This is a genomic window from Pontibacter oryzae (assembly GCF_003576375.1).
Classification (GTDB): domain Bacteria; phylum Bacteroidota; class Bacteroidia; order Cytophagales; family Hymenobacteraceae; genus Pontibacter; species Pontibacter oryzae.
Map to the genome: position 1 here is coordinate 74,912 of NZ_QWGE01000001.1, position 23,902 is coordinate 98,813.

At 51.8% G+C, this 23,902-nt stretch carries 19 protein-coding genes; 9 read left to right on the plus strand and 10 right to left on the minus strand.

Annotation, left to right across the window (positions count from 1 at the left end):
- Positions 1 to 318: 318 nt before the first annotated feature.
- The 6 genes from D1627_RS00290 to yjjX all read right to left on the minus strand — a co-directional run bounded on the left by D1627_RS00290 (position 319) and on the right by yjjX (position 5,449).
- Entirely contained in the window at positions 319 to 1,071 is a 753-nt protein-coding gene (locus tag D1627_RS00290) for a Mut7-C RNAse domain-containing protein (RefSeq protein ID WP_119430232.1), read from the minus strand.
- Positions 1,072 to 1,192: 121 nt separating this feature from the next.
- A complete protein-coding gene (locus D1627_RS00295; RefSeq protein WP_119430233.1) occupies positions 1,193 to 2,380 on the minus strand; it encodes an NRAMP family divalent metal transporter in 1,188 nt (395 codons plus the stop codon).
- A 7-nt stretch (positions 2,381 to 2,387) separates the two neighbouring features.
- The gene (locus D1627_RS00300) at positions 2,388 to 3,149 is read right to left on the minus strand and encodes a LamB/YcsF family protein (RefSeq protein ID WP_119430234.1); all 762 of its coding nucleotides are present in this window, start codon (positions 3,147 to 3,149) and stop codon (positions 2,388 to 2,390) included.
- The gene (locus D1627_RS00305) at positions 3,146 to 4,159 is read right to left on the minus strand and encodes a 5-oxoprolinase subunit C family protein (protein WP_119430235.1); all 1,014 of its coding nucleotides are present in this window, start codon (positions 4,157 to 4,159) and stop codon (positions 3,146 to 3,148) included. The genes D1627_RS00300 and D1627_RS00305 overlap by 4 nt, the downstream gene beginning before the upstream one ends.
- Positions 4,156 to 4,884: a 5-oxoprolinase subunit PxpB gene (pxpB, locus tag D1627_RS00310; protein WP_233555453.1), complete on the minus strand. Its 729-nt coding sequence runs from the start codon at positions 4,882 to 4,884 to the stop codon at positions 4,156 to 4,158. Before pxpB ends, D1627_RS00305 begins: the two co-directional genes overlap by 4 nt.
- A 7-nt stretch (positions 4,885 to 4,891) precedes the next feature.
- Positions 4,892 to 5,449 (minus strand): inosine/xanthosine triphosphatase, encoded by a 558-nt coding sequence (yjjX, locus tag D1627_RS00315; protein ID WP_119430237.1) that lies wholly within the window; start codon positions 5,447 to 5,449, stop codon positions 4,892 to 4,894.
- A gap of 187 nt (positions 5,450 to 5,636) precedes the next feature.
- Here yjjX and D1627_RS00320 point away from each other — a divergent pair, with 187 nt between their 5' ends.
- A complete protein-coding gene (locus D1627_RS00320; protein WP_119430238.1) occupies positions 5,637 to 8,231 on the plus strand; it encodes a M1 family metallopeptidase in 2,595 nt (864 codons plus the stop codon).
- Positions 8,232 to 8,304: 73 nt separating this feature from the next.
- On the opposite strand, the gene D1627_RS00325 is transcribed toward D1627_RS00320, so the two are convergent.
- From D1627_RS00325 to D1627_RS00335, 3 genes are all read right to left on the minus strand, one after another.
- Positions 8,305 to 12,096: a DUF5689 domain-containing protein gene (locus D1627_RS00325; RefSeq protein WP_199688347.1), complete on the minus strand. Its 3,792-nt coding sequence runs from the start codon at positions 12,094 to 12,096 to the stop codon at positions 8,305 to 8,307.
- A gap of 261 nt (positions 12,097 to 12,357) precedes the next feature.
- A complete protein-coding gene (locus tag D1627_RS00330; RefSeq protein WP_119430240.1) occupies positions 12,358 to 14,019 on the minus strand; it encodes a pyruvate dehydrogenase complex dihydrolipoamide acetyltransferase in 1,662 nt (553 codons plus the stop codon).
- Positions 14,020 to 14,231: 212 nt separating this feature from the next.
- On the minus strand, positions 14,232 to 14,858 hold the full coding sequence (locus D1627_RS00335) for a histidine phosphatase family protein (protein WP_119430241.1): 627 nt from the start codon (positions 14,856 to 14,858) through the stop codon (positions 14,232 to 14,234).
- A gap of 59 nt (positions 14,859 to 14,917) precedes the next feature.
- Between D1627_RS00335 and D1627_RS00340 the strand changes: the two genes are divergently transcribed.
- The 8 genes from D1627_RS00340 to D1627_RS00375 all read left to right on the plus strand — a co-directional run bounded on the left by D1627_RS00340 (position 14,918) and on the right by D1627_RS00375 (position 22,844).
- Entirely contained in the window at positions 14,918 to 15,337 is a 420-nt protein-coding gene (locus tag D1627_RS00340) for a hotdog fold thioesterase (protein WP_119430242.1), read from the plus strand.
- Between the two features lie 44 nt (positions 15,338 to 15,381).
- Positions 15,382 to 16,554 (plus strand): chorismate-binding protein, encoded by a 1,173-nt coding sequence (locus D1627_RS00345; protein WP_233555454.1) that lies wholly within the window; start codon positions 15,382 to 15,384, stop codon positions 16,552 to 16,554.
- 156 nt (positions 16,555 to 16,710) lie between these two features.
- A complete protein-coding gene (gene menD / locus D1627_RS00350) occupies positions 16,711 to 18,411 on the plus strand; it encodes a 2-succinyl-5-enolpyruvyl-6-hydroxy-3-cyclohexene-1-carboxylic-acid synthase (RefSeq protein WP_119430243.1) in 1,701 nt (566 codons plus the stop codon).
- 243 nt (positions 18,412 to 18,654) lie between these two features.
- The gene (locus tag D1627_RS00355; protein WP_119431048.1) at positions 18,655 to 19,110 is read left to right on the plus strand and encodes a DoxX family protein; all 456 of its coding nucleotides are present in this window, start codon (positions 18,655 to 18,657) and stop codon (positions 19,108 to 19,110) included.
- Between the two features lie 198 nt (positions 19,111 to 19,308).
- Positions 19,309 to 20,421: an AMP-binding protein gene (locus tag D1627_RS00360; RefSeq protein WP_119430244.1), complete on the plus strand. Its 1,113-nt coding sequence runs from the start codon at positions 19,309 to 19,311 to the stop codon at positions 20,419 to 20,421.
- A 65-nt stretch (positions 20,422 to 20,486) separates the two neighbouring features.
- Complete coding sequence (locus tag D1627_RS00365; protein ID WP_119430245.1) at positions 20,487 to 21,362, plus strand: SMP-30/gluconolactonase/LRE family protein; 876 nt, start codon at positions 20,487 to 20,489, stop codon at positions 21,360 to 21,362.
- 102 nt (positions 21,363 to 21,464) lie between these two features.
- Positions 21,465 to 22,382: a DUF1835 domain-containing protein gene (locus D1627_RS00370; RefSeq protein WP_119430246.1), complete on the plus strand. Its 918-nt coding sequence runs from the start codon at positions 21,465 to 21,467 to the stop codon at positions 22,380 to 22,382.
- A gap of 63 nt (positions 22,383 to 22,445) precedes the next feature.
- The gene (locus tag D1627_RS00375; protein WP_119430247.1) at positions 22,446 to 22,844 is read left to right on the plus strand and encodes a hypothetical protein; all 399 of its coding nucleotides are present in this window, start codon (positions 22,446 to 22,448) and stop codon (positions 22,842 to 22,844) included.
- A 62-nt stretch (positions 22,845 to 22,906) separates the two neighbouring features.
- On the opposite strand, the gene hutG is transcribed toward D1627_RS00375, so the two are convergent.
- Positions 22,907 to 23,878 (minus strand): formimidoylglutamase, encoded by a 972-nt coding sequence (gene hutG, locus D1627_RS00380; protein ID WP_119430248.1) that lies wholly within the window; start codon positions 23,876 to 23,878, stop codon positions 22,907 to 22,909.
- Between the last annotated feature and the right edge of the window lie 24 nt (positions 23,879 to 23,902).

Here is a 23,902-nt window from a genome sequence, read left to right on the forward strand (position 1 = left end):
CTCATAAAACCAACGGCAGCGGACATCCAACTCAGGCCAGGGCATAGCTCCTTAGCGTAATCTATCGCGCAGGGCTCAACAAGGCGACTAAAAGCTTGCAACCAGCATCATCCCGCCCGTGCTGCCAAGTATAACAGCGGCCTTAGTTCCGTGAAGAGAAAAATATAGCCGCCCCTCCAGCTGTAACCAATCACGTAAAAAGCGTTGCTAACAATGCTGCGTATACAGGCCCAATTTCATTTAAGAAGGATACGATACCAGCCTCTAGCTGCTTCTTACCCGCCATGGCCGCTTATAGTTTCGCATCAGGAGTGAGCGCTATGTACTTATTTGGCTGATATACTGCCGCATACGCTCATAATAGGAGCCTTTCCAGTACACACGCAGGCAGGCTGGGCATTGATGGAACTCCTTGAAGTATAGCTTGGTTTTAGGCGGCAGCAAATTCAGCACCTCGCGCTTTTCCACCTCACGAAGAGGCAGGTTGCAGGACAGGCAACGACTCAGCGGCTTAAAGTGAGGTTGCAAGTTAAAGCGCGCTATAACCTCAGCCACCTGTGCCTCCGTTTGCTGGGAGCGCAGCCAATAACCCCAGGTTATGTTTTTCTGCTTCAGTAAGCCAATATCCCGTGTCAGGACAATCCGCTGTTGCTCGGCAGCCAGGCTGGCAATGGCTTTATCTGTAAAATTAGTTTCATAGATCACATCAAGGCCAAGCATGCGCATGCTTTTAGCCAGGGTGCCTAAGTGCACATCAAGTATAAACTGGTTTGGTGGCGGGTGCGCTTCTTCGAAACTAAACCCTGCGGGCCATTGCCGGGAGGGCTCAAACGGATGTACTTCTACGCTATCCTCTGCCTGTAACCGGTACCGAAACAAAACAGGCTTTTGGTTTACAAGAATCACATCAACTTCCGGGTGCGGCACGCCCAGTGCCTCCAGGGCATCTTTCACTGTCGGTGCTCCCCGGAAAGTATAGACAAACGCTGCTCCCCGAAGCCGTTTAGGCCGGAAATCTTGCAGGTTTCCGTTAAAGTAGAAGTACGCTTTGTTAATCCCACATTGACCCATACTCTCAGCAACTTATCGGGCACAAACACGCAGACCTGACCGGACATATCGCTTACGCCTGCACACCTGCTTTTATACTTTATACATTGGAGAAAGGCTAAAAATCAACGGCCATACCCGATCAGTTGAAAAGCTTTGGAACTTGCTGCATTAAGGTATAACCGCCAAGATAGGCCATTATCAGCACGACCAGCACGCCAAATACCGTTAACACCACGGGGTGGCGATACTGCCCAACAATGGATGGCTTGTAAGCGGCCAGCAACATAACCCCTAGCGTAAGGGGCAGCACCAGGCCGTTGAGCGCTCCGGCAAGTATGAGCAAGCGCACCGGCTGGCCTATTGTCACGAAAATGGCTGTGGAGACAAGTATAAACCCGATGATAACCCAGTTTTCGTTTCGGCGGATGATGCCGCTATAGGATTTCAGGAACGACACCGAAGTATAGGCAGAGCCAATAACCGACGTCACCGCCGCAGAAAGCATGACGACACCGAAGAGTTTATAGCCCACATTCCCGGCTGCCAGCTGAAAAACGGAGGCCGGCGGGTTGGAGGCATCCAGCACCAGCCCTTTACTTACCACACCCAAAGCAGCTAGAAACAAAAACACCCGAATTATAGACGCAACCGTGATTCCGGATACGGCACTGGTTGTCACCTCTGGCAGGGCATCTTTGCCTTTCACGCCGGCATCGAGCAAGCGGTGGCCACCCGCAAACGTAATGTAGCCCCCAACTGTGCCCCCTACCAGCGTCACAATGGCCAGCACATCCACCTCATCCGGCATAAATGTTTTGGCTACCGCCTCTCCCACCGGCGGACCAGACGTGATGGCTACGTACACAATGAGCAGAATCATCAGAAAGCCCATTACCTGCGCAAACCTATCCATTACTTTGCCGGCCTCGCGCACCAGAAAAACCGCAATGGCCATACCTGCAGCCAGCATGGCCCCTGTTTCCGGACTTATCCCTAGCAAAACGTTAAACCCTAGCCCTGCACCGCCCACGTTCCCGATGTTAAACGCCAGCCCGCCCAGCACAATCAGGAAGGTTACAAAGGCGCCCAGGCCGGGCAAAACGAGGTTGGCAATATCCTGGGCCCTGCGCTCCGACACGGCAATAACGCGCCAAACATTCAGCTGTACGCCAATATCAAGTATAATCGAAATAAGGATGACAAAGCCGAAGCTGGCGGCCAGTTGCTGGGTGAAAACGGTGGTTTGGGTCAGGAAGCCCGGCCCTACGGCAGACGTAGCCATCAGGAAGGCGGCACCGAGCAGTACGCTCCAGTTTCTTTTTCTCATAGGGTGGTTAAATGGCTGCGATGTTGATGTTTTCGGCACGAAGGCTTTCGTTGATTATTTGGGCAAACCTGAGCGCATGCGGCCCATCGCCATGGATGCAAATTGTATCCGCTTTTATACTTACCTCCATGCCCTGCCGCGACTGCACCTTGCCTTCGGTTACCATACGCACCACTTGCTGCACCGCCTGCTCCGGCTCTGAGATTAAAGCATCCGGTTGGCTGCGTGGCGTTAAGGTGCCGTCGTGTTGGTAGGTCCGGTCGGCAAACACCTCGCTTGCCGTGGCTAGTCCTAGCTTTTCTCCGGCTGATACCAACGCACTGCCTGCCAAGCCATATAGTATCAGCTCAGGGTCATACTTATACATTGCCTCGGCAATGGCTTCAGCCAGAGCAGGTTTTGTTGCCGCCATGTTATAAAGGGCTCCGTGTGGCTTAATATGATGCAGTTTAGCGCCCTCGGCTTTAGCAAGAGCGGCCAGTGCCCCAACCTGGTACAGCACCATGTTGTATACTTCTTTGGCGCTGACAGCCATGTCGCGGCGCCCAAAACCAACCAGATCAGGCAAGCCGGGATGTGCACCGATGGCCACGCCGTTTTCCAAGGCAAGCTTTACGGTTTGCTGCATCGTTAGTGGGTCGCCGGCATGGTAGCCGCAGGCAATGTTGGCAGAGCTTACATACTTCAGTAGTTCGCTGTCGTTGCCCATGCGCCAGGTTCCGAAGCTTTCGCCCATGTCGCAGTTCAGGTCTACGGTAGCTTGTATCATGATTGGTGTAGTTTGTAAAGGATGGCCTGCCGCAAGGCAAGCAGTTGTTTCTCCAGCAGATATAGTAAGCGTTGGGCCTCTTCCAAAGAAACCTCTTCAAACCGGATGACGCCGCCCGGTTGCACCTGGGCAAGTATAGGCAGATCAGCAGTTATGACCTGTGCGATGCGCGGGTAGCCGCCCGTGGTCTGGCAATCGGCCATCAGGATGATCGGATCGCCTTGCGGGGGCACTTGCACCATGCCATAGCTAACGGCAGTGGAAAGTAGCTCCATTTCCTCGGTTAAAGAAAGGCTGACACCCTGCAGGCGGCACCCCATTCTATCGGATTGCGTGCTAACCTTAAACTTCTCCTGCCAGATATACTCCCGGCTATTCTCGGTGAAGCAGTTAAACTCCAGGCCAGGCAAAGCGCGCAGCGTAGGCGCAGGTTGGTATGCCGGCAACAACTCCGGCTCCGGTGACCAAGAGGCTTCTATAAAGGGGCTGTCTGTTTTTGGGTGAAGGAGCAGGTCGCTGAGCAGTAATACGCTTTCGGCTTTTGCCTCTTCTTTTGCAAGCGTATCGCCGGCACGCAGCGCACGGCCTTCCAGCCCGCCCAGGCCAGCGCGTAAATACGTGGAGCGGCTACCCATCGAGGCATCAACATTAATACCTCCTGCTAGTGCCAGATACGTATAGTTGCCTAGCACGGGCCTGCCAAAGGAAAGTATACTTCCGGCTTTTATCAATAGTGGCCGCCAAAGGCGCACGGGTTGCTCATTTATACTTGCAGATAAATCGGCGCCGGTTAAAGCGATTAATGTATCATGCTCAAATAGTAGTTCCGGGCCCACCATGGTTATCTCCAGCACGGCTGCATTTTCGTCGTTACCGACCAGCAGATTAGCCATACGCAAAGCTAACTTGTCCATGGCGCCGCCCACAACTACGCCCTGTCGCTGGTGCCCTTTCCGGCCTAAGTCCTGCACCGTAGTCAGCAAACCAGGCTTTAAAACAGTTAAGCTCATGCGCTTGCCTCCTTCTTTGCCAGAAACTCACTTTCAGGGATGGGTACAAACCGGACAATATCACCGGCCTGCAACAGGCTGGGCTCATCTCGGTTGGGGTTGAAGAGTTGCAGCGGCGTTTGGCCGATGAGCTGCCAGCCGCCGGGCGTGCTAATAGGGTACACACCTGTCTGGGCGCCTGCTATGCCCACGCTGCCTGCCGGTATTTTTGTTCGCGGCGTGGCCTTGCGCGGAGTTTCCAGCCTGGCATCCATTCCGCCCAGGTACGGGAAGCCCGGCGCGAAGCCAATCATGTGCACCAGGTAATCAGTGTTGCTGTGCAGCCGGATCACTTCGTTTATACTTAAGCCGGTATGCTCGGCCACCAAGGCCAGGTCCGGGCCGTAACTGCCTCCATAAACCACTGGTAGCTCCACCACACGAGCTCGTTCAGATCTTTGCACCTGCACCTGCTCCAGCAGCGCTTCCAGTTTCAGCATCAGCTCCTCGTAGGCATCCAGTTTACCGTGTTGGCTCAGCACCCATGGGTCGTAATATACTGTGAGCGTAGTATAGGCGGGCACAAACTCCAGCAACCCTGGAAAAGGCTGTTGCTCCAGCACATGCGCCACGGCACGTATGCGGTTAAGTATCTTTTTACTGATCTTATGGCCGAACTGCAGCTCCACGGCGGCATCGCCAACCGGGCACATCAGCAAAGGAGGGTTTTGGATTATCTCAGGCATAAGTAATTTATACTTGCGTGTGTGGCTCCGGGTTCAGGTATAGCGTTTTGTTTTTGATCGGAACCAAGGCCAGCACCACAGCCTGCTCGTACAGCTCGCGCCTACTCAGGGCATTGTTACTAAGTATACCGATAGCACCGCCCTTCTGCTTTGAGTTCTCGTGGTTAAAGATCATGTCGTTGGCTTTGCCTAATTCTATACCTTGCTGCACGAGTTGCTGCACGGCAGGCGGCAGGTAAAACGTGCCCGAGCGTGCCTTGCCCAGCTGCTCCCGGTCCTGCACCACCACCCAGGCAAAGGCCGCCAGCTGGCCATACTCCTCTGCCACGCCACCTTCTATCCCGATCCAAAAATCAGCCTCAGGTTGTACATGGCGTGCATTTTGTACACGGTTTAGCGCCCCCTGCAGCGTTTCCTGCTCCGATACGGGCTGGTCGGCCACACCCGACGGAACGCTAAGCGGCTGTGCCACAAACTCTCTGTCCGGAAACATGCGGTCAAAGCCATCCAGGGCAGCCTGAACTTTTACCGGATTTTTAGAGGCAACTACTACGGTATACTTCATTTTTATATGTGTCTTTTAAGTGCGAATGGCTGCGCCAGGCAGGCTTTTAAGTATGACTCCTGGTGCAAGTGATTCGCTTATACTTTATCACCTAAAGAACGGAAATATTTCTGAGGATGCCTTACCACATAGGCGCTAACGCGGGTTTACTTCGGTGTTTAGCCACTTTTAAGTATATTTGGATAAGATGAAAAAGACGAACAGAAGAATACTGATAGCTAGCCTTTCCCTTTTAAGCGCCGCCTGCAGCGGACCGATGGCCACCACGGAGTCGGTGCCGGTGGAGGCCGGGGTTTCGAAAGAGCTGGCCGATTACCGCAAGCAGGTGCTCAGCCAGATCGCCTACGACATCAGCCTAACCATTCCGGAGCAGAAGCAGCAGCCTATTATGGGTTCGGAAAAAATCAGCTTTAACCTCTCTGACAACAGCCAGCCACTGCAACTCGACTTTAAGGAAAGCCCTGATCACCTGAAACAAGTATGGCTAAACGGGGAAAAGATTGAGGCAAGTATAGCCCAGGAGCATATCATACTTCCTGCAAAATACCTTAAAAAGGGCCAGAACGAAGTTAAGGTTGAGTTTATCGCCGGAGACCTCTCACTGAACCGCAACCAGGACTACCTGTATACCTTGCTAGTGCCGGACCGCGCCCGCACGGTATTGCCTATTTTTGACCAGCCAAACCTGAAGGCAACGTTTAAACTGGCCCTCACATTGCCCAAAACATGGAGTGCGCTGGCCAACGGAACACTTCAGGACTCCACGGTGCAGGGCATGGCAAAGACTTATACTTTTGCTACCTCCGATACCATCCCGACCTACCTGTTCTCCTTTGCCGCCGGCAAGTTCAGCCACGTGCAGCGCAACATAGATGGCGTGAACATGCACTTTTACCACCGCGAGACCGATGCCGAGAAGATACGGGAAAGTATGGGGCCGATCTTCCAGATACACCGGGATGCGCTCACTTTTCTCGAGGATTACACGCAGATTCCCTACCCTTTCCAGAAGTTTGATTTTGTAGCCATTCCCGATTTCCAGTACGGCGGCATGGAGCATGTGGGCGCGATACAGTACAAGGCGGCCAGCCTGTTCCTGGATGAGGGCGCAACCAAGGATCAGAAGATCTCACGCTCTAACCTGATCGCGCACGAAACGGCGCACATGTGGTTCGGCGACCTGGTTACCATGCAGTGGTTCAACGATGTATGGATGAAAGAGGTGTTTGCCAATTTTATGGCCGATAAGATCACACAGGTTGCGCTGAAGGACACCAATTTCGACATGAAGTTTCTGGTGGATCATTTCCCGGCGGCCTACAGCATCGACCGCACCACTGGCGCCAACCCGATCCGTCAGCCACTCGACAACCTGCAGGATGCGGGCTCGCTTTATGGCAGCATCATCTACCACAAAGCCCCGATCATGATGCGCCAGTTAGAACGTTTGATGGGCGAGCAAGCCTTTAAGGAAGGCCTGCAGGAGTACCTGAAAACCTACGCCTACCAAAACGCCACCTGGCCCGACCTAATCAAGATCCTGGATGCCCGCACCCCAGCCGACCTGCAGCAATGGAACCAGGTATGGGTAAACGAACCGGGCCGGCCAATTTTCTCGCATACCCTGGAAACCGCTAATGGCAAAATCAAGAGCCTTACGCTAACCCAACGCGGCGAGGATGGCTCTGACCGCGTGTGGCCTCAGTTTTTCGAGATCGCGCTGGTATACCCCAACCGTACCGAGCAGCTAACCGTGGACATGACCAACGCCGAAGTTAGCGTGCAGGAAGCCATTGGCAAAGACGCACCGCAATTCATACTTTTCAATTCTACCGGCCAAGGGTATGGCGTTTTCCCGGTGGATGAGAAACTGCCAGAAAAAACGTATACTTTGCAGGACCCCGTGCAGCGTGCATCCAGCTACATTAACCTGTACGAGAACATGCTAAATGGCCGCGCAGTTAAGCCGCAGCAACTGCTCAGCCTCTACCAAAAAAGACTTACGCAGGAGCAGGAAGAGCTTAACCTGAAGCTGATCAGCGGCCAGCTCAGCGATGTATACTGGCTTTTGCTTACGCCCCAGCAACGCCAGCAGTATGCCGTAGCGCTGGAGCAAAGCCTTTGGGATGCCATAGAGGCACAGAAAGCCAGCAACAACAAGAAGCTACTCTTTAAAGCCTACCAAAGTATAGCGCTTACAAAAAAAGCGCAGGACCAGCTTTACAAGGTATGGCAAAGCCAGACGCCGCCTTCCGGCATTAAACTGTCCGAAGACGATTATACCTCACTGGCACTGGCCCTAGCCGTCCGGGATTATGGCACAGACATTTTAGAGCAACAACAGCAGCGCATCCAAAACCCCGACCGTAAGCAGCGCCTGGCTTACCTTATGCCGGCCCTTTCTGCGGATGTGGCTGTGCGCGATAAGTTCTTTGCCTCCCTGGCCGATGCCGAAAATCGTGAGAAGGAATCCTGGGTGGCCTCTGCCCTGGGCTACCTGCACCATCCGCTTCGCGCCAAAACCTCTGAGAAATACCTGCCACAAAGCCTGGCGTTGTTGGAGGAGATACAGCGTACCGGCGATATCTTCTTCCCGTTTAACTGGCTGCGGGCTACGCTTGGCTCCTACCAAACCACCTCAGCGGCACGGGTTGTCCGCGAGTTCGTGGCGCAGCACCCAGACTACAACCCAAAGCTGAAAGCTAAAATTCTGCAAGCCGCCGACGACCTGTTTCGGGCAGAAAAGCTGGTGGAGCAACAGTCCGGAAGCGAAGAGCTTTGACGGCACCTAACCTAAAGTATAGAAACAAGAAAGCCCGGTTATGCCGGGCTTTCTTGTTTCTATGTAAGTTGTTTTACTGCTTCAGTAGCCTTACCGTCTGGCTTCCTTCGGCACCGCTTATTTTAAGCATGTATACACCCGGCTTGATTCTGCTATCACGCAGTTCTAACCTAAAACCACCATTTCTAGCGCGGTAGGTCTTATTGATGATCAAGTTATTATACATGTCGTAAAGTGCAACCTCAACCAGGCCATCTGCTGCGTTTTCTATACTTACATCAGCATAATCAACGAGCGGGTTAGGGTAAACTTTTACGAGGTATACTGGCTTGGCTACTGGCTCTTGCGGCAAGGCATCTTCCTCACAAGGCTTGTCTTCGCAGCTGCCAAGGGTGGCACCCAGCCTCAGGTAAGCTTCCACGCCATGCTCCGGCACATATACCGTTCGTGCTCTGGAGCCAGTTCTGTAGCACATCTCCACCAGTTGAATATTCTTGGTGCGTTGGTATACTACGTTTACCACACAAACTTGCACCGAATCGGTGGCGGTGCGGCCATAACTATCAGTGATAGTAACAAAGTAGGTGGTGCTCACCTCGGGGCATACATTTATACTTTGCCCAGACTGGCCGTTGCTCCAGCTATAGGTATAAACTCCGGAGCCGCCCGTGGCCGCGCTAGCGCTCAGTGTGGTGCAAGCTTCGGGGGCGTAGCCAAAGTATACGGTCTTGCCAGGGCCCGCATCAACAACCAGTGGAGCCTTCAGTTCGAAGCGCGTTTTTACAGGCAGGTGGTCTGACGTGGTGTTCACGTAGTTAGCAATGTAAGTAAAGGGAATGACAAGACTCTCAGAACCCACCACATACTCGTCAAACAACTCATTGCTGATCGTGATGTGGTCTATTACATTATCCTGCGTAATAAAAGAGCGCAGGCCTGCCTCGCTCAGCGACAGCGTTACCGCACGGTAATCATCCGCATCCTGCACGAATAATTGGTAGGCAGTCTGTCCGTTGCCAATCGATGCATCTACATCATCGTTATAATCGCCTAAAAGAATGATGTTGGCATTTGCATAGTGTACATCCAGGGAGTCCTTCAGCACCTGCACATCGTAAGCACGGCGGGCCAGGTCGGCGCTGGCAGAACCGGACTTCGCGTGTATATTGATCAGGTTGATGCGCTCAGTGATGCCCTCAATGGTAGCATCAACAGTGAGCATGTAAGGCAGGCGGCCACTGGACCAGAACGACGAAGGATCGCCGGTTGGGTAGTTGTTTAGGGCCTGGCTCTGTCCGGTGCGAGCGGCATCATACATTTCCTCGAACATCACGCGCGCCTCAACTACTGAAATAACTGCGGTGTTATAGATAAAGCAGAGCTTTTGCGGCGGGAAGCTTGGGTCCGGACCATTGAAGGAGTATGAGTAACGATCGGAGCATACTTTGGCGTAGCCGGGCATCATGTCCACTAGTTGCTGCAGCTGGTTATCATCAGAGATCTCCTGCACGGCAATAATATCGGCATGCACGCTATCAAGGAGCGCGGCGGCGTTCTGCAGCTGGAGCAGCTCATTGTTCGGGCCGAAATCTGGCTGCGTGGCACCAAAGAATTCCATGTTCCAGGTCATCACGTCCAGTGTTTTCGCCACCGGAATATCTGAGCCGGCCGCCTCGTAAGGTTTCGTTCCCGGAAGGTCATCTATAAAACGAGGAAGCACCTGCAATGCGCCTTTAAAGCTACTGACGATGCCCGTAATGGTGACAGGCTCTGCGGGCTTGTAACGGCCAATCAGGCTGGCTACATCGGCATCAATACGCACATCTACAGCGCCTGTCCCGTCGGTTACGCGGTAATTGCTGTCCGGGAAAAGCAGGCCCGAAGTATCTGTAAAAGTGGCGTTAGGTATGGTTACCAGCATGCCCTCAAGGGGTTTTAGCTCAGCGATGGAAGCTACAATAGGTGTAACTGGAGTGGTAGCCTGGCCTAATGGGATAAGCTCGGTAATATTCACCAGCTCGGCCATTTGGTTAAACTGATCTACCTTAGCTGTAATCTGCAAGGAGTCGCCGATGGCAAATTTGTTTTCGCCATGTACCTGGGCATCAAACACCGCAATGCCAGCCGTGGAGTCCTGCATATAAGCCGGGCCGCCAAACTGATCGGTTGCCGTGAGCACGCCGCGCACCGTTACCACCGTGCCCACAGGCAGGCTTCTGGCCTCGGCTATACTTCCTTTTTGTGGCACTTCCGGGTCTGGATCTGGGTTGCCGCCGCCAAAACTCTGGCCGGTGTTAACAGCATTGTAGGTACTGGCAATCGGACCGCTCCAGGTAAAATCAGCATATGTTGTGCCTGTACCTGTTAGCTGCAAAGAGTAATTTATGGGCGTCGAGCTACCCTCTGCCACCCCAATGTCCTCACTGGTTAAGCCTAAGGCTGGGCCGTTTGTGGCCGTCATACTTCCTTCGTAGCTCAGGAACTGAACTACCTCGCCATCCGTGTTTACCAAGGCAATGCCATCGGGCGCACCGTTTTGCAGGCCGGCAATCGGGAAGAATATCGTGCCGTAACCGCTATCCTGGTTCGGGATTGTTCCGCTTAGGTTAACTGTTTCGTAGGAAGCCCCGCCGTTTCCGTTATAGGCGATCAGCTGCCAGCCACTCAGGTCTGCGCCCGCATTTCCGGCCACTTCCACGCCTTCGTTTATATCCGTGCCGTCGTTATCATAATGCAGCTCGTTGATGAATACGATATCCTGCAGGGGCAGAAATATCTGGCCTGTGTTTACAACATTATAGGTTGAAACCGCACTGCTTGCCCAGGTAAACGCCTCATACGAGGAGCCTGCACCCGTCAGCTGCAGCGAATGGCCTATTGGCGAGCTGCTAGCCTCACTTACGCCAATGTCGGTGCTCATCATGCCATCGGCAGGACCTCCCTCGGCTGTAAATGCCCCTTCGTAGCTCAGAAACTGCACTACGTCCCCATCTGGGTTTATAAGTGCTACGCCATCAGGAGAGCCATTTTGCAGGCCTGCTATAGCAAAAAACTGTGTGCCGAAACCAGCTTGCTGATTGGGCAGTACCCCCGAGAGGTTGAGCGTGGAGTAAACGCTGCCGTTGCTACCGTTATACCCGATCAGTTGCCAACCGGTAAGGTTCGTGCCTGCCAGGCCAGCCACCTCAACGCCTTCGTTGGCATCGGCTCCGTCATTGTCGTAATGCAGCTCGTTTATGAAGACAACGGATGCCACAGGGGTTGGCTCAGGGTCTGGGTCAGGATCTCCTCCTCCTAGAGGTAGCGTTTGCTCGCTGTTGGCAGCGCCAAAGGTGCTTTGTGCCTCAGCCTTCCAGGTAAAGTCGGTGTATACAATACCAGCTCCTGCTAACTGCAAAGAGAAGCCTAAAGGTGTGTTTGTGGTTTCGCTTACGCCAATGTCCTGGCTGGTCATGCCACTGGCCGGGCCATCTGTGGCTATAAAAGCGCCTTCGTAGCTTAAAAACTGAATAACCTCGTTAGACGCGTTTACTAAGGCCATACCATCAGGTGCCCCATTTTGAATGCCGTTGGATGGGTAGTTTACCACCACAAACCCGTGGTAGAGCGAGCTATTGCCAGGGATAGTGCCCGTAAGGTTTCGGGTATCGTATGCCGCACCGTTAGCGCCGTTATACAGCACCAAGCGCCACCCAGTGAGATCGGTATTGGCCGGACCCATAATCTCGATGGCCTCGTTGGCATCAGTACCATCATTATCATAATGGATTTCATTGATAAAGACCTGCTGCGCGTTTGCCACCCCAGGGAGGTAAAGGCAAATCAATAGACCCAGCAGCCTAAGCGGGTGTAATAATTTTTTCATGCGATAGTTAAAGAAGTATATGGGTTGAACAAAACTCAAGGTCATGTGCTGCAACTATCCGTTCTACACTATCACATCTTGTTATTGTTATAGCACCACTGCTTTTACTTCATATAACTATATTGGTTTCATTTTATACATTTCCTTTTCATTAAGGAAGTGTTATTTTAAGACGCGCTTGTAAACCAAGCATATCCACAATAAAACAAAAAGCCCCCCTGTTTCCAGAGAGGCTTTCTAAACTTATAGCTAAGAGATAATTTACACCAGTATTCTCACCGGGTTCTCTAGCAGGTTCTTAAAGGTTTGCAGGAAGGCAGAACCAACGGCTCCGTCCACCACGCGGTGATCGCAGGAAAGCGTTACTTTCATCACGTTGCCAATCTGGATGTTGCCGTTCTTCACCACTGGCGTCTGCTTAATGCCACCTACTGCCATGATGCAGGCATCCGGTGGATTGATGATGGCAGTAAACTCCTCGATGCCAAACATGCCCAGGTTGGAGATGGTAAAGGTGTTTCCTTCCCAGTCAGAGGGCTGCAGCTTCTTGGTTTTCGCTTTGCCACCCAGGTCTTTTACCTCAGCCGAGATGGACGACAGTGACTTATAGTCTGCGTTACGAACAACCGGTACCAGCAAGCCTTCTTCCACCGCTACGGCTACACCAATGTTGATGTGCTTGTTGTAACGGATCTTATCGCCTAACCACGACGAGTTAACCGCCGGGTGCTGACGAAGGGCGGCAGCAGCAGCTTTAATCACTAGGTCGTTAAATGATACCTTAACCGGAGACACCTCATTGATGCTGGCACGCGCCTCAATGGCTTTGTCCATATCAATTTCCATGGTCAGGTAGAAGTGCGGCGCAGAGAACTTGCTTTCGGCCAGACGGCGGGCAATTACCTTGCGCATCTGCGATACGTTCACTTCCTCATACTCTTCGGATGGAGCGCCTGGTATGGCAGCAGGAGCAGCCTGCGGTGCCGCGGCTTTTTGTGGAGCAGCCGACGGAGTGAAGCTTTCCACATCGCGAAGCACGATGCGCCCGCCCTCGCCGGAGCCTTTTACCTGAGCAAGGCTAACGCCTTTCTCCTTGGCAACGCGCTTTGCCAGCGGGGAAGCCTTGATACGGCCATTGTCAGATGCTACAGCAGTATCCGTAACTTTTGTCTCTTCAACTTTTTCTGATGTGGCAGCCTCTACAGATGTTTCAACAGCCTCATCGGTCTGTGCGTTTTCCTGGCGGGTTTCTTTGTTGGATGATGCCGCGTTAAGCAGCGCCTTGTAGTCTGCACCTTCCTCGCCGATGATCGCGATGATGGCATCAACGGCTACAGAATCACCTTCGTTTACGCCAATGTATAGCAGTGTTCCGTCCTCGTAAGACTCCAGCTCCATGGTTGCCTTGTCGGTTTCCACTTCAGCCAGAATGTCGCCGGACTTCACTTTATCGCCTTCTTTTTTCTGCCAGCTTACAAGCACACCCTCGGTCATGGTATCGCTCATTTTTGGCATGCGGATAACAGAAGCCTTGATGTTGCTGGTGTCGGCTACCTTGGCTGGTGCCTCTTCTTTCGCAGCTACCGGCTTGGTCTGTTCCTCTTTCGGTTCCGGTTTTGCCTCTTCTTTGGCGGCGGCAGGTTTGCCACCTTTTGCCTCGTCCAGCATGCCAGAGATGTCTTCACCTTCCTTACCGATGATGGCAATCAGCGCATCAACCGGTACAGAGTCGCCTTTCTTTGGCCCGATATAGAGCAGCGTACCATCCTCGTAGGATTCCAGTTCCATGGTCGCCTTGTCGGTTTCCACTTCGGCCAGGATGTCGCCAGCGCTCACCTTATCGCCTTCTTTTTTTAACCAAGATGCAATCACCCCCTCTGTCATCGTGTCGCTCATCTTGGGCATTCTTATAACTTCAGCCATAAATCTCGTGTTGTTTTATTTGCCCAATAGGTCTTCTATTATCCGCCCAAAATTAGATTTAAAAATATTTTATTCAAACTATGTTTGCGTACAAAGATAGGATTACACCTGACAAAGTCTTTTTAAACTGCAGGCGGCACACATAGCTCCGAGGAGCAATTTACACAATCAAGCTTAAATTCTAAAAGAAATAGATGTTACTTCTGCAATTGCTATACCCTGGAGGGTTGCAGATGTGTGACATCGCAGTATTTGTTCACAGAAAACATACTTCCGGTGTAGTCTAGCTCGTAGAGGCATAGGTTCTGGTGCTGGAACTCATCCATGCAGCGCAGCGGGTAACGGAGTAGCTGGCACAGCATTACCCGCATGGCCCGCCCATGCATGCAAATAAGTATGGTTTCCTCTTCGGGCCGGCTCAGTATCAGGTCAATTACCGGCGTTTGGCGCTGGTACACTAGGTCCGGGCTTTCGCCGCCTTCAATGCAAATATCGGTATTGCCATCACACCAGGTTTGCAGGATGCTGTGGTAATAAGCGTCCTCCTCCGGTGTGATGCGCGTGCCTTCGCGGGTGCCCCAGTTTATCTCGTTCAGGCCGGTGTGCTGTTCGTGCGGTATGCCAAGGTCGATAAAGCCCTGCACCGACTGCATGCTTCGCTGCAAAGTGGAGGTATAAACCTTATCAAAAGGAATGTGTTTATACTTTTCGTAAAAAAGCTCGGCCTGCCGGCGGCCCGTTGCGTTTAGGTTGGAGTCTACGCCGCTGCCCTGCACAATGCTCTCGAGATTATAATCGGTTTGGCCGTGGCGGATGAGGTATACTTTCTTAATACTCAAAATTCTTCTACTTTTGCCTTCTTACATTAATGTGAGCGCTAATTTAGACATCACATCCCATGGATAAAAATACAGATACGATAGAGCGTGTAAAAGAGTGGTGCAAAAACACCATGATCGAGCACTTGGGCATTGAGATTACGGAGGTGGGCAAGGACTTTTTGTGCGGCAGAATGCCTGTAGATCAGCGTACGCACCAGCCCATGGGCCTGCTGCACGGCGGTGCCTCGGTGGTGCTGGCCGAGTCGTTGGCAAGTATGGGTGCCGCCCTGCAGGTTGACCTAACAAAAAAAGCCTGCGTCGGTTTAGAGATCAATGCCAACCACATGCGCGGCATCAGCACGGGCTGGGTGTATGGCAAGGCCACCCCGATCCATGTGGGCCGCAGCACGCAGGTCTGGGAAACCAAGATCACGAACGAGGCCGGCGACATGATCTGCATCAGCCGCATGACGGTAGCCGTGATCGACAAAAAATAACGTTTACAAAACGGGGCTTTATAACCCTGGCAAGTATAAACTTAATGGGTAAAGCACCCCTACACCATACACTGCAACAGTTTTTCCGGGCAGCCATGGCCGGGCAGAAGGCAGTAGCCCTTTGGCGCCAGCCCAATGCCCAAAAGATGGAAGCCTGCATACAGCTCGGCGATAACCTTTGCACCGGGCAACCACAACTGGAGCGGAGCCCCTTCGGCTTTTTATTCTGTCCGTTTGAGGCAACAGCTACGCACCATAACCTCTTTATTAAGGCGGATGTATACTTCGATGGGCAGGCCCGGAACTATACGTTTGCCGATGACCTGCCAAAGCACCAGCAGGAAGCGTTTTATACCTTGCTGGCGGCAGATGCTGTTGATGGTTGGCATACACCTGCCAGAAACGAGCAGCAAAACCAGAACGAGCAGGATTTCACCCGCGCTGTTAGCAGCGCCGTGGAGGCCATAGCTGCGGGAAATATGGAAAAAGTAGTGCTGTCGCGCTGCAAACAGGAACCGTTGCCTGAAAATTTCTGTGCTGTAACGGCTTTTGAGGCTATGGCTGAGGCTTACCCGCGCGCTTTTGTATCGCTGGTATCAGTGCCGGGCGTGGGCACCTGGATGGGCGCATCCCCCGAGATACTGGTAAGTATAAACGAGGATCAGGTTTTCCATACAGTAGCCCTGGCGGGCACGCAAACGGCGGTTGCCAACGTGGCCGATGCCATCTGGCGGCAGAAGGAGATTGAGGAACAGGCGATGGTAGAACGCTACATACTTAGCTGCTTTAAAAAATTGCGCCTGCGCGATTACTCCGAAATAGGGCCGCGCACGGTGGTGGCTGGCAATTTGATGCACCTGCGCACCGATTTCCGGGTAGATATGAAAGAAGTGCACTTCCCAACCTTGGGCACAGATATGCTGGAGTTGCTGCACCCAACCTCTGCCGTGTGCGGCTTGCCCAAGGAACCTGCGCTGCAATTCATACTTTCCCACGAAGGTTACCAACGGCGCTACTACAGCGGCTACCTGGGCCCGGTTGGCCAAGCGGCAGGCGCACATTTGTACGTAAATCTACGCTGCATGGAACTGCTGCCAAAGGAGGCCATACTTTATGCCGGCGCAGGCGTAACTTCAGAGTCAGACCCGCAGAAGGAATGGCAGGAAACGGAGCACAAAATGCAAACCATGCGCCAGATACTACTTAATTTTGAATGAGTCATTAATTGCTATATTGTTAAATTGTTGCCACGCTAAACATAGCAACGGCTAAAAGGCACTAGTAGAATACATACTTTGACATTATTTAAACCTTAACTGAGTTAACTACCCAGCCATTTAACAATTAAACAATTAAGCAGTTCAACAAAAACCATGATCCAACCTGTTGTAAATATTGCTGAGATTTGTGCCCTGAAAGGTGTGGAGCAGGTGGTTTTATCGCCGGGGTCGCGGTGTGCGCCTTTAACGATTGCCTTTGCCCGCCACCCGAAACTTACGGTACGCACAGTGAGCGATGAACGTGCTGCCGCTTTTATTGCCTTGGGCATGGCACTTACTTCAGGCAAGCCAACGGTGCTCGTTTGCACGTCGGGCACGGCGGCCCTTAACTATGCGCCTGCTGTGGCTGAGGCATATTTCCAGGAGGTGCCGCTTTTGGTGTTAACCGCTGATCGCCCGCCGGAGTGGATAGACCAGCTCGACGGCCAAACCATACGCCAGCAAAACGTGTTTGGGCAGCACATCAAAAAAAGCTATACTTTCCCCGTGGATCTGGCACACCCGGATGCCGTCTGGCAAAGCGAGCGACAGATTTCTGAGGCGTTGAACGAAGCGATGGCATACCCTGCAGGGCCTGTGCATATCAATGTGCCCTTGCGTGAGCCGTTCTACCCTGCCCCAGGCACAGAGCTGAAGTATGACAGCACTGTAAAGATCATCGAGGAGGAGCCGCAGGCTTACCAGCTCACCGAGTTTCAGTCGTTGCGGTTGCAGCAGGAGATCATGAAGTATAAGCGTGTGGTAGTGCTGGCCGGCCACATGCAACAGGATTTGCGGTTATTGCAACGCATTAAAGCTTTTGCTGATACCACAGGTGCTATTTTGGTGGGAGATGTCATTAGCAACACCCATACCCTGGACCAAGCTGTACGCTACCAGGACATCATTTTCGCCAACACCGACCAAAACACACTTGCCCAACTGCAGCCCGATCTGCTCATCAGCTTCGGAAAATCAACCATATCCAAAGCTCTGAAGCTATACTTGCGCAAGCATAAGCCTAATGCCCATTGGCATGTGCAGCCTGCGGGGCAGGTGGCCGACACCTTTCAATCGCTGACCAAAATTATACGGTGCACGCCTTACAGCTTTTTTGCAAGTATGGCTGGGAGCACTAAAAACGAAGCTTCTTTTGTTAAGGCCTGGGAACAGAGTACGCAAGCTGCCAGTGCATTTCTGCAGAAGTACGCTGGCAAGCAGCAGTACAACGAACTAACGCTGGTGGCAATGGTACTGGAGCAGCTGCCTAAGCAAAGCAAGCTGCACCTGGCCAACTCCATGTCGGTGCGCTATGCCAACATTGCAGGGCTTATGCCGGAGCAGGAAGTTGAAGTATACGCTAATCGGGGCACCAGCGGGATAGATGGCAGCAACAGTACGGCTGTGGGCTGCGCGCTTACCAGCCAGAGCACTGTAACGCTGCTAACCGGCGACCTGGCGTTTTTCTATGACCGCAACGGCCTGTGGCACAACTACCTGCCGCCAAACCTGCGTATTGTGCTGCTTAATAACCACGCAGGCGGCATTTTCAGGTTAATAGACGGCCCGAAGCAGCAGCCCGAACTGGAGCCATACTTCGAGACAAAACAGGCCCTCGACGCCCAAAACACAGCCCGCGACTTTAACCTGAACTACACCGCCGTTCATACTTTCAGCGAACTGCAAAAAGCGCTCCCGGCCTTTTTCGCCAAAGATAACGGTGCCGCCATACTTGAGATTTTCACTGATAACGCATCAAATGCTGCCGATTTTGAGCAATACCGACAGGCCGTGAGAGCACTTGCTCTCGGATAAAGTTCTTCCCATAGCCGCTGCCAACATTTGCTCTTTTGGCAGCGGCTATTTATACTTGCCCGCTTATTACTCAAAATCCACCTCACCAGCTAAAGTATAAGACTGCTTACCAAATACTTGCCCATCCAAAAATCAACTCTGCTAACTCCCTTTTTCATTTCATCACCCTTATAACATCCAAAAAATCACTAGGATCGTTTAAATAAATAAAGAACGAATTGTTTCATTTAATCTTTCTTGGCCATGAATTTAACACACGATATGAACCGCGTAGAGCGCTGGGCGGACACGCATCACCCCATGTGGCTTGATTTTTTACGCATTGGGTTGGGTATATTTTTGATGATCAAAGGCTTTATGTTTGTACAGGACACAGGAGCGCTTTTCAGTATCATGAATAAAAGCCAATTTCCGTGGGTGTCTATTGGGCTGGCGCATTATGTGGCCTTTGCCCATTTGGTTGGCGGCCTGCTGATTGCATTGGGCCTGATCACGCGGGTAGCCATCCTTTTTCAGATTCCGATTCTGATTGGTGCGGTTTTCTTTATTAACCCGGAGCGGGGATTCTATTCTGAAAACACAGAACTGTGGTCCTCCATTATCGTCCTCTTCCTGTTAGTTTTCTTCCTGATTTTTGGCTCGGGTCGCTTCTCTGTAGACCACCTTATCCGTAAACCGAAGCGCGATTGGCTGTATTGATATACACACGCGTCAGAATTTCAGGAAAGTATAAAAGCAAGTTTTAGCTGTTTGAACATCAAGCAGGCAAGGAATTGAGAAATCCTTTGCCTGCTTTGTTTGTTTTTAAAGCGTTAGCCCCCATTTTTGCACTAGCCCGTATAGTTAAGCTTAACCTATGTTGCAGCGCCAATGCTGTAGAACTATCAGAACATAACCATGACAGATAAGTACCTCACGCTGAACGGCAAGAAATTTTATTATGATGAAATTGCGGCCTACTCCTTCCGCAACAGTATTCCGCTGAATGGTTATGAAACTAAAACGCTGGAGTTTTGCCGCAATTGGCTAAATGGCTTGCAGGCTTTCCCGATACAGACTTCCGGCTCTACAGGCGTACCTAAAACCATAAACCTGACGCGCCAGCAGATGGAGGCAAGCGCCCGGAAAACACTGAAGCTGCTCAATATTACACCCGGCGACTGCACCTTTGTTTGCCTCAATACAGAGTTTGTGGCAGGTATGATGATGCTTGTTCGTGGTTTTATTGGCGAGCTGGAAATGATTATAGTGGAGCCCATCGGCAACCCTTTGCAACTGGTAAGCTCGGACACAGCTCTAGATTTCGCCTCTTTTGTGCCGATGCAGCTGCACACCATACTGGAGCAAACCCCCGAAAGGCTCGAGCAGTTGAACAAAGCCAAGGCCATACTTATTGGCGGGGCACCGGTAACGCCTACCCAGCAACGCGAACTGCAAAGTATAAGCGCCCCAATCTACCATACATACGGCATGACAGAGACGGCCTCGCACATTGCCTTGCGCAAGCTTAACAACCCGGGCGCAGCCGAATACTACGAGGTGCTTAAAAACGTGGAAATTGGGCAGGATAAGCGCGGCTGCCTCACTATTAAAGGCGATGTTACAAACAACGAGCAACTCGTTACCAACGACCTGGTAGAACTGCTTACCCCTACCCGTTTCCGCTGGATTGGGCGTGCGGATAACACAATCAATACCGGTGGCGTGAAAGTACAGACAGAGAAAGTGGAACTGGCCATTGCAGAAGCGCTGGCTGACTGGGAGAATTCGCCCCGTTTCTTTATCGCACCGCAACCCGATGAGGTGCTCGGTGATCGGATTATACTTGTTGTAGAGGGAAACCCGCTTGCTCAGGCAGATGAGGAAACGCTGTTTACACGCTTGCGCAGCCTTCTCAAAAAGTTTGAAGTGCCAAAGCAAGTATATTATAGCAAGTCTTTTTCAGAAACCGCCACTGGCAAGCTAAACCGGCAAGGAACGCTGCAGAAGCTAAATCTGCCCACCGACTAACGCCTGCCAAAGCATAACGGCTAAGCTGCCTGCGCGTAAGAAGTATAAACCAAATTCAGAATTTTATGAAGCGGAATATACTTTCAGCTATAAGTATAACACTCTTATCGGTTGGGCTAAGCAGTTGCAGCAGTAGTTTATTTACCGCCCGTGCCCCCATAGAAATGCAGCAGGCCTGGGCATCCGACAACATCTTTAAAACGCCTGAATCAGCACTATTTGACCCGCAACGGAACGTCATCTACGTTAGCAACATCAACCAAACATCCGACAAAAAAGACGGAGACGGCTTTATCTCGAAGTTAAATACCGATGGCGAAGTAGAGGAACTGTATTGGGTTACCGGCCTTAGCAATCCGCGTGGCATGGACGTACATAACAACGTGCTTTACGTAGCCGATACCGATGAAATTGTAGCCATCTCCACACAAACCGGCGCCGTGCTGGGCCGCTATGAAGCTGAAAAAGCAAAGTACCTCAATGATGTAGCTATCGACAACACAGGTAATGTATACGTAACCGACACAGACCAGAAACGCATTTACCTGCTCCGCAACGGGCGCGTAAGCACCTGGATGGATAACACCAAACGCGAGAAACCTAACGGTATTTACTTGGAGGGCGATAGGATGATTGTTGCCTTTATGAGCAGCGGCCGGGTGCGGTTGCTCGATCCTGCCACTAAAAATTTTTCAGAATGGACCGACGGCATTAAAGCTGCGGACGGCATTGCCGAAGCCACCGACGGCGCATACCTGATCTCGAGCTGGGACGGCGAAGTATACTATGTCATGGAAACAGGCAAGAAATGGCGCTTGCTTAACACCAAGGACAAAAACATAAACGCAGCCGATATAAGCTACGCCCGACAGCTTGGTTTAGTACTTGTACCAACTTTTAACGATAATCGGGTGGTAGCCTATAGACTAAGCACTCGCTAATACCGTTAAAGAATTATACCGTTATAATGTTTGAGGCAAGGCAGCTGCACCGTTACGTGTCAGTTGCCTTCTCATTTCCTGCACAGTACTGCCTGTTCCTGTATGAAAAAACTTTCCACCTTACATATTTTAAACGGCGATGCATCCCTGCCAAACTTCACCAAAGCTAACCTGCCAGGGCAAGTACTGGTCTGGCGTGAGGTACTATCAGAAGGCCCGGTCCATGCAGACTTGCCCGAGAGCGAATTCTGGCAAAAGCGGGAAGAATACATTACGCGTGCCACCAAAGAGCCTGCAGAAGCCTACCATATCAAGGTGTTGGAAGAAGTGCAGAAACTAGAGCAAGCGCATACTTTTTTCGAAGTTATACTTTGGTTTGATGCTGACCTGATGTGCCAGGTAAACCTGCTCTTCCTGCTGAGCCGCCTCCAGCAACGCAGACCTGCGATGGTCTCGGTATGCACACCTGGTCCTGGTAGCAGCATTGGCTTGCTAAACTCTGGGCAACTGCAGGCACTGATGGAAAAGAGGCAGCAACTAACACAAGATCAACTTTATAGTGCAGGCGAGATTTGGGAACTTTACGCCAGCCCTCATCCCTTAAAGCTACAGCTATACTTACAGCAGATTTCCTCGCCGCTGCCCCACCTGGACGAGGCCATGCACCTTTTCTTTACGCGCTTCCCGGATTGCACCGATGGCCTGAGCCAGCCAGAACGCGCCTTACTACAGTTTATTCAGGATGGTGCCACAAATATGAATGCCTTAATGCAGCAGTTCTGGATAGAATACCCGGGTTATGGTTTTGGTGATTTGCAGCTGGAGCAACTGCTCTCGCAGCTGCAACCCGACCTCGCGCAAACCACAGAACCGCTGAAGCTTAGCTTTTTTGGTGAGCGCGTACTGCAGGGCTACGCAAACTATAAACCGAAACCGTATTGGCTGGGAGGCACGGAAATTAATGGCAACTCCCGTTTTTGCTATGATCAGGAGACCAAAAAATTAAAACCATGTGCTTGATCTTAGTTTGGCCCAAAAACTGCATAGGCATACGTAATCTTATACCTTAAACCCGTATTGCCCATGACTTGCATAAAACCCGTACTCACCTTGAGTTTTGTCCTTTGTGGCCTATTTTTTTCATCTACTACCTTTGCGCAATCCACGGCCACGTCTCCTGTTCCGCAGGATGAGCTTGCACAAAGCTTGCAGCAGCTCGGTGAGAAAGAAACACTTTCAGGCATAAATCTGGTGCCTGGCCGCAACGGTACTTACCAACTCGATTTTTCGCAGCAGTTGGAAGAGGATGCCACTCTGCAGGTAAAGAATACTGCCGGGAGGCTAGTTTATCAAAAGCCTCTCGAGGCTGGCCGCAACCGCTCCGCTTGGCGCTACCAACTAGGCAAGCTAAAGCCTGACACGTACCTGATAGAAGTCAAGACCAGCGATACAACTTACTGGACCAAGTTCAGGGTAAAATAAAATACAAACGGCCCGGCAGAAAACTCTGCCGGGCCGTTTGTATTTCAAGCCAAAACTCCATTTTATATTTGCTTCCAGGTATTTACCATTTGATAAAGTATGGCTGCGCCAAGTTTAGCCGTTCGGCTGTCGATGTCGAGGGCTGGGTTGAGTTCGGTAACATCCATACTTAGCAGTTTTCCGCTCTGTGCTACTTGCCTCATCAGTTCCAGCACCACCTCGGGCTGTAAGCCCAGTGCGTTTACAGCGCTAACCCCAGGCGCATAGGCCGCCGCGAAAACATCCATATCCAGGGTTAAGTATACCAGGTCTACACTGTCCAGGAACGCCTGCAGGTCCTGTTCTAGCTGTTTCAGGCGGTGCATTTGCACCTGACCAGCCAAGGTATAAGTAACGTTAAGCTCACTGGCGGTTTTGAAAAGCGCTGCCGTGTTGCCATACTCCTGCAGGCCCAGCACCTTGTATACAAAATCGTTGCCGCTTGCCTGCAAGCTGTTGGCGATCTGCAGAAAAGGTGTTCCTGAACTGGCCTGTTGGGTATAGCTCCGCAAATCAAAATGGGCATCAAAGTTCAGGATACCAAGCCTAAAACCGCCACTTGATCGCTCCAAACCCAGAAAATGGCCGAAGGCTGTTTCGTGGCCGCCGCCCAGCACAAGTGGCCGGTACCCATGCTTCAAGAGGGCATCCACCTTTTTGCCTAGTTGCTGCTGCGCATCCTCCAGGTTTCCGCTAGGGCAAAGCACATCTCCGGCATCATATAACTTCACTTCCTGTGCTAAATGGTAGGCAAAAGAGGCCATGGCACTGCGCAGGGCCGCCGGGCCACCCACAGCACCTACCCTGCCCTGGTTGCGGTGCACGCCCTCATCGGAGCAAAAGCCCAGGAAAGCAAATGCTACATCTGCGGCAGGTTCAGGTATATCTTTGGTAAGGTCAAGGAAATGGATTCGCTGGTGCCAGCGCGCGCCAAGTTCGCCATCAAGTTTATCTATTCGGCCTTGCCAAGCTTTCTTAGTTGCAGGTTTATACATGGGTTGTGCTTGTAAATGCTGCGG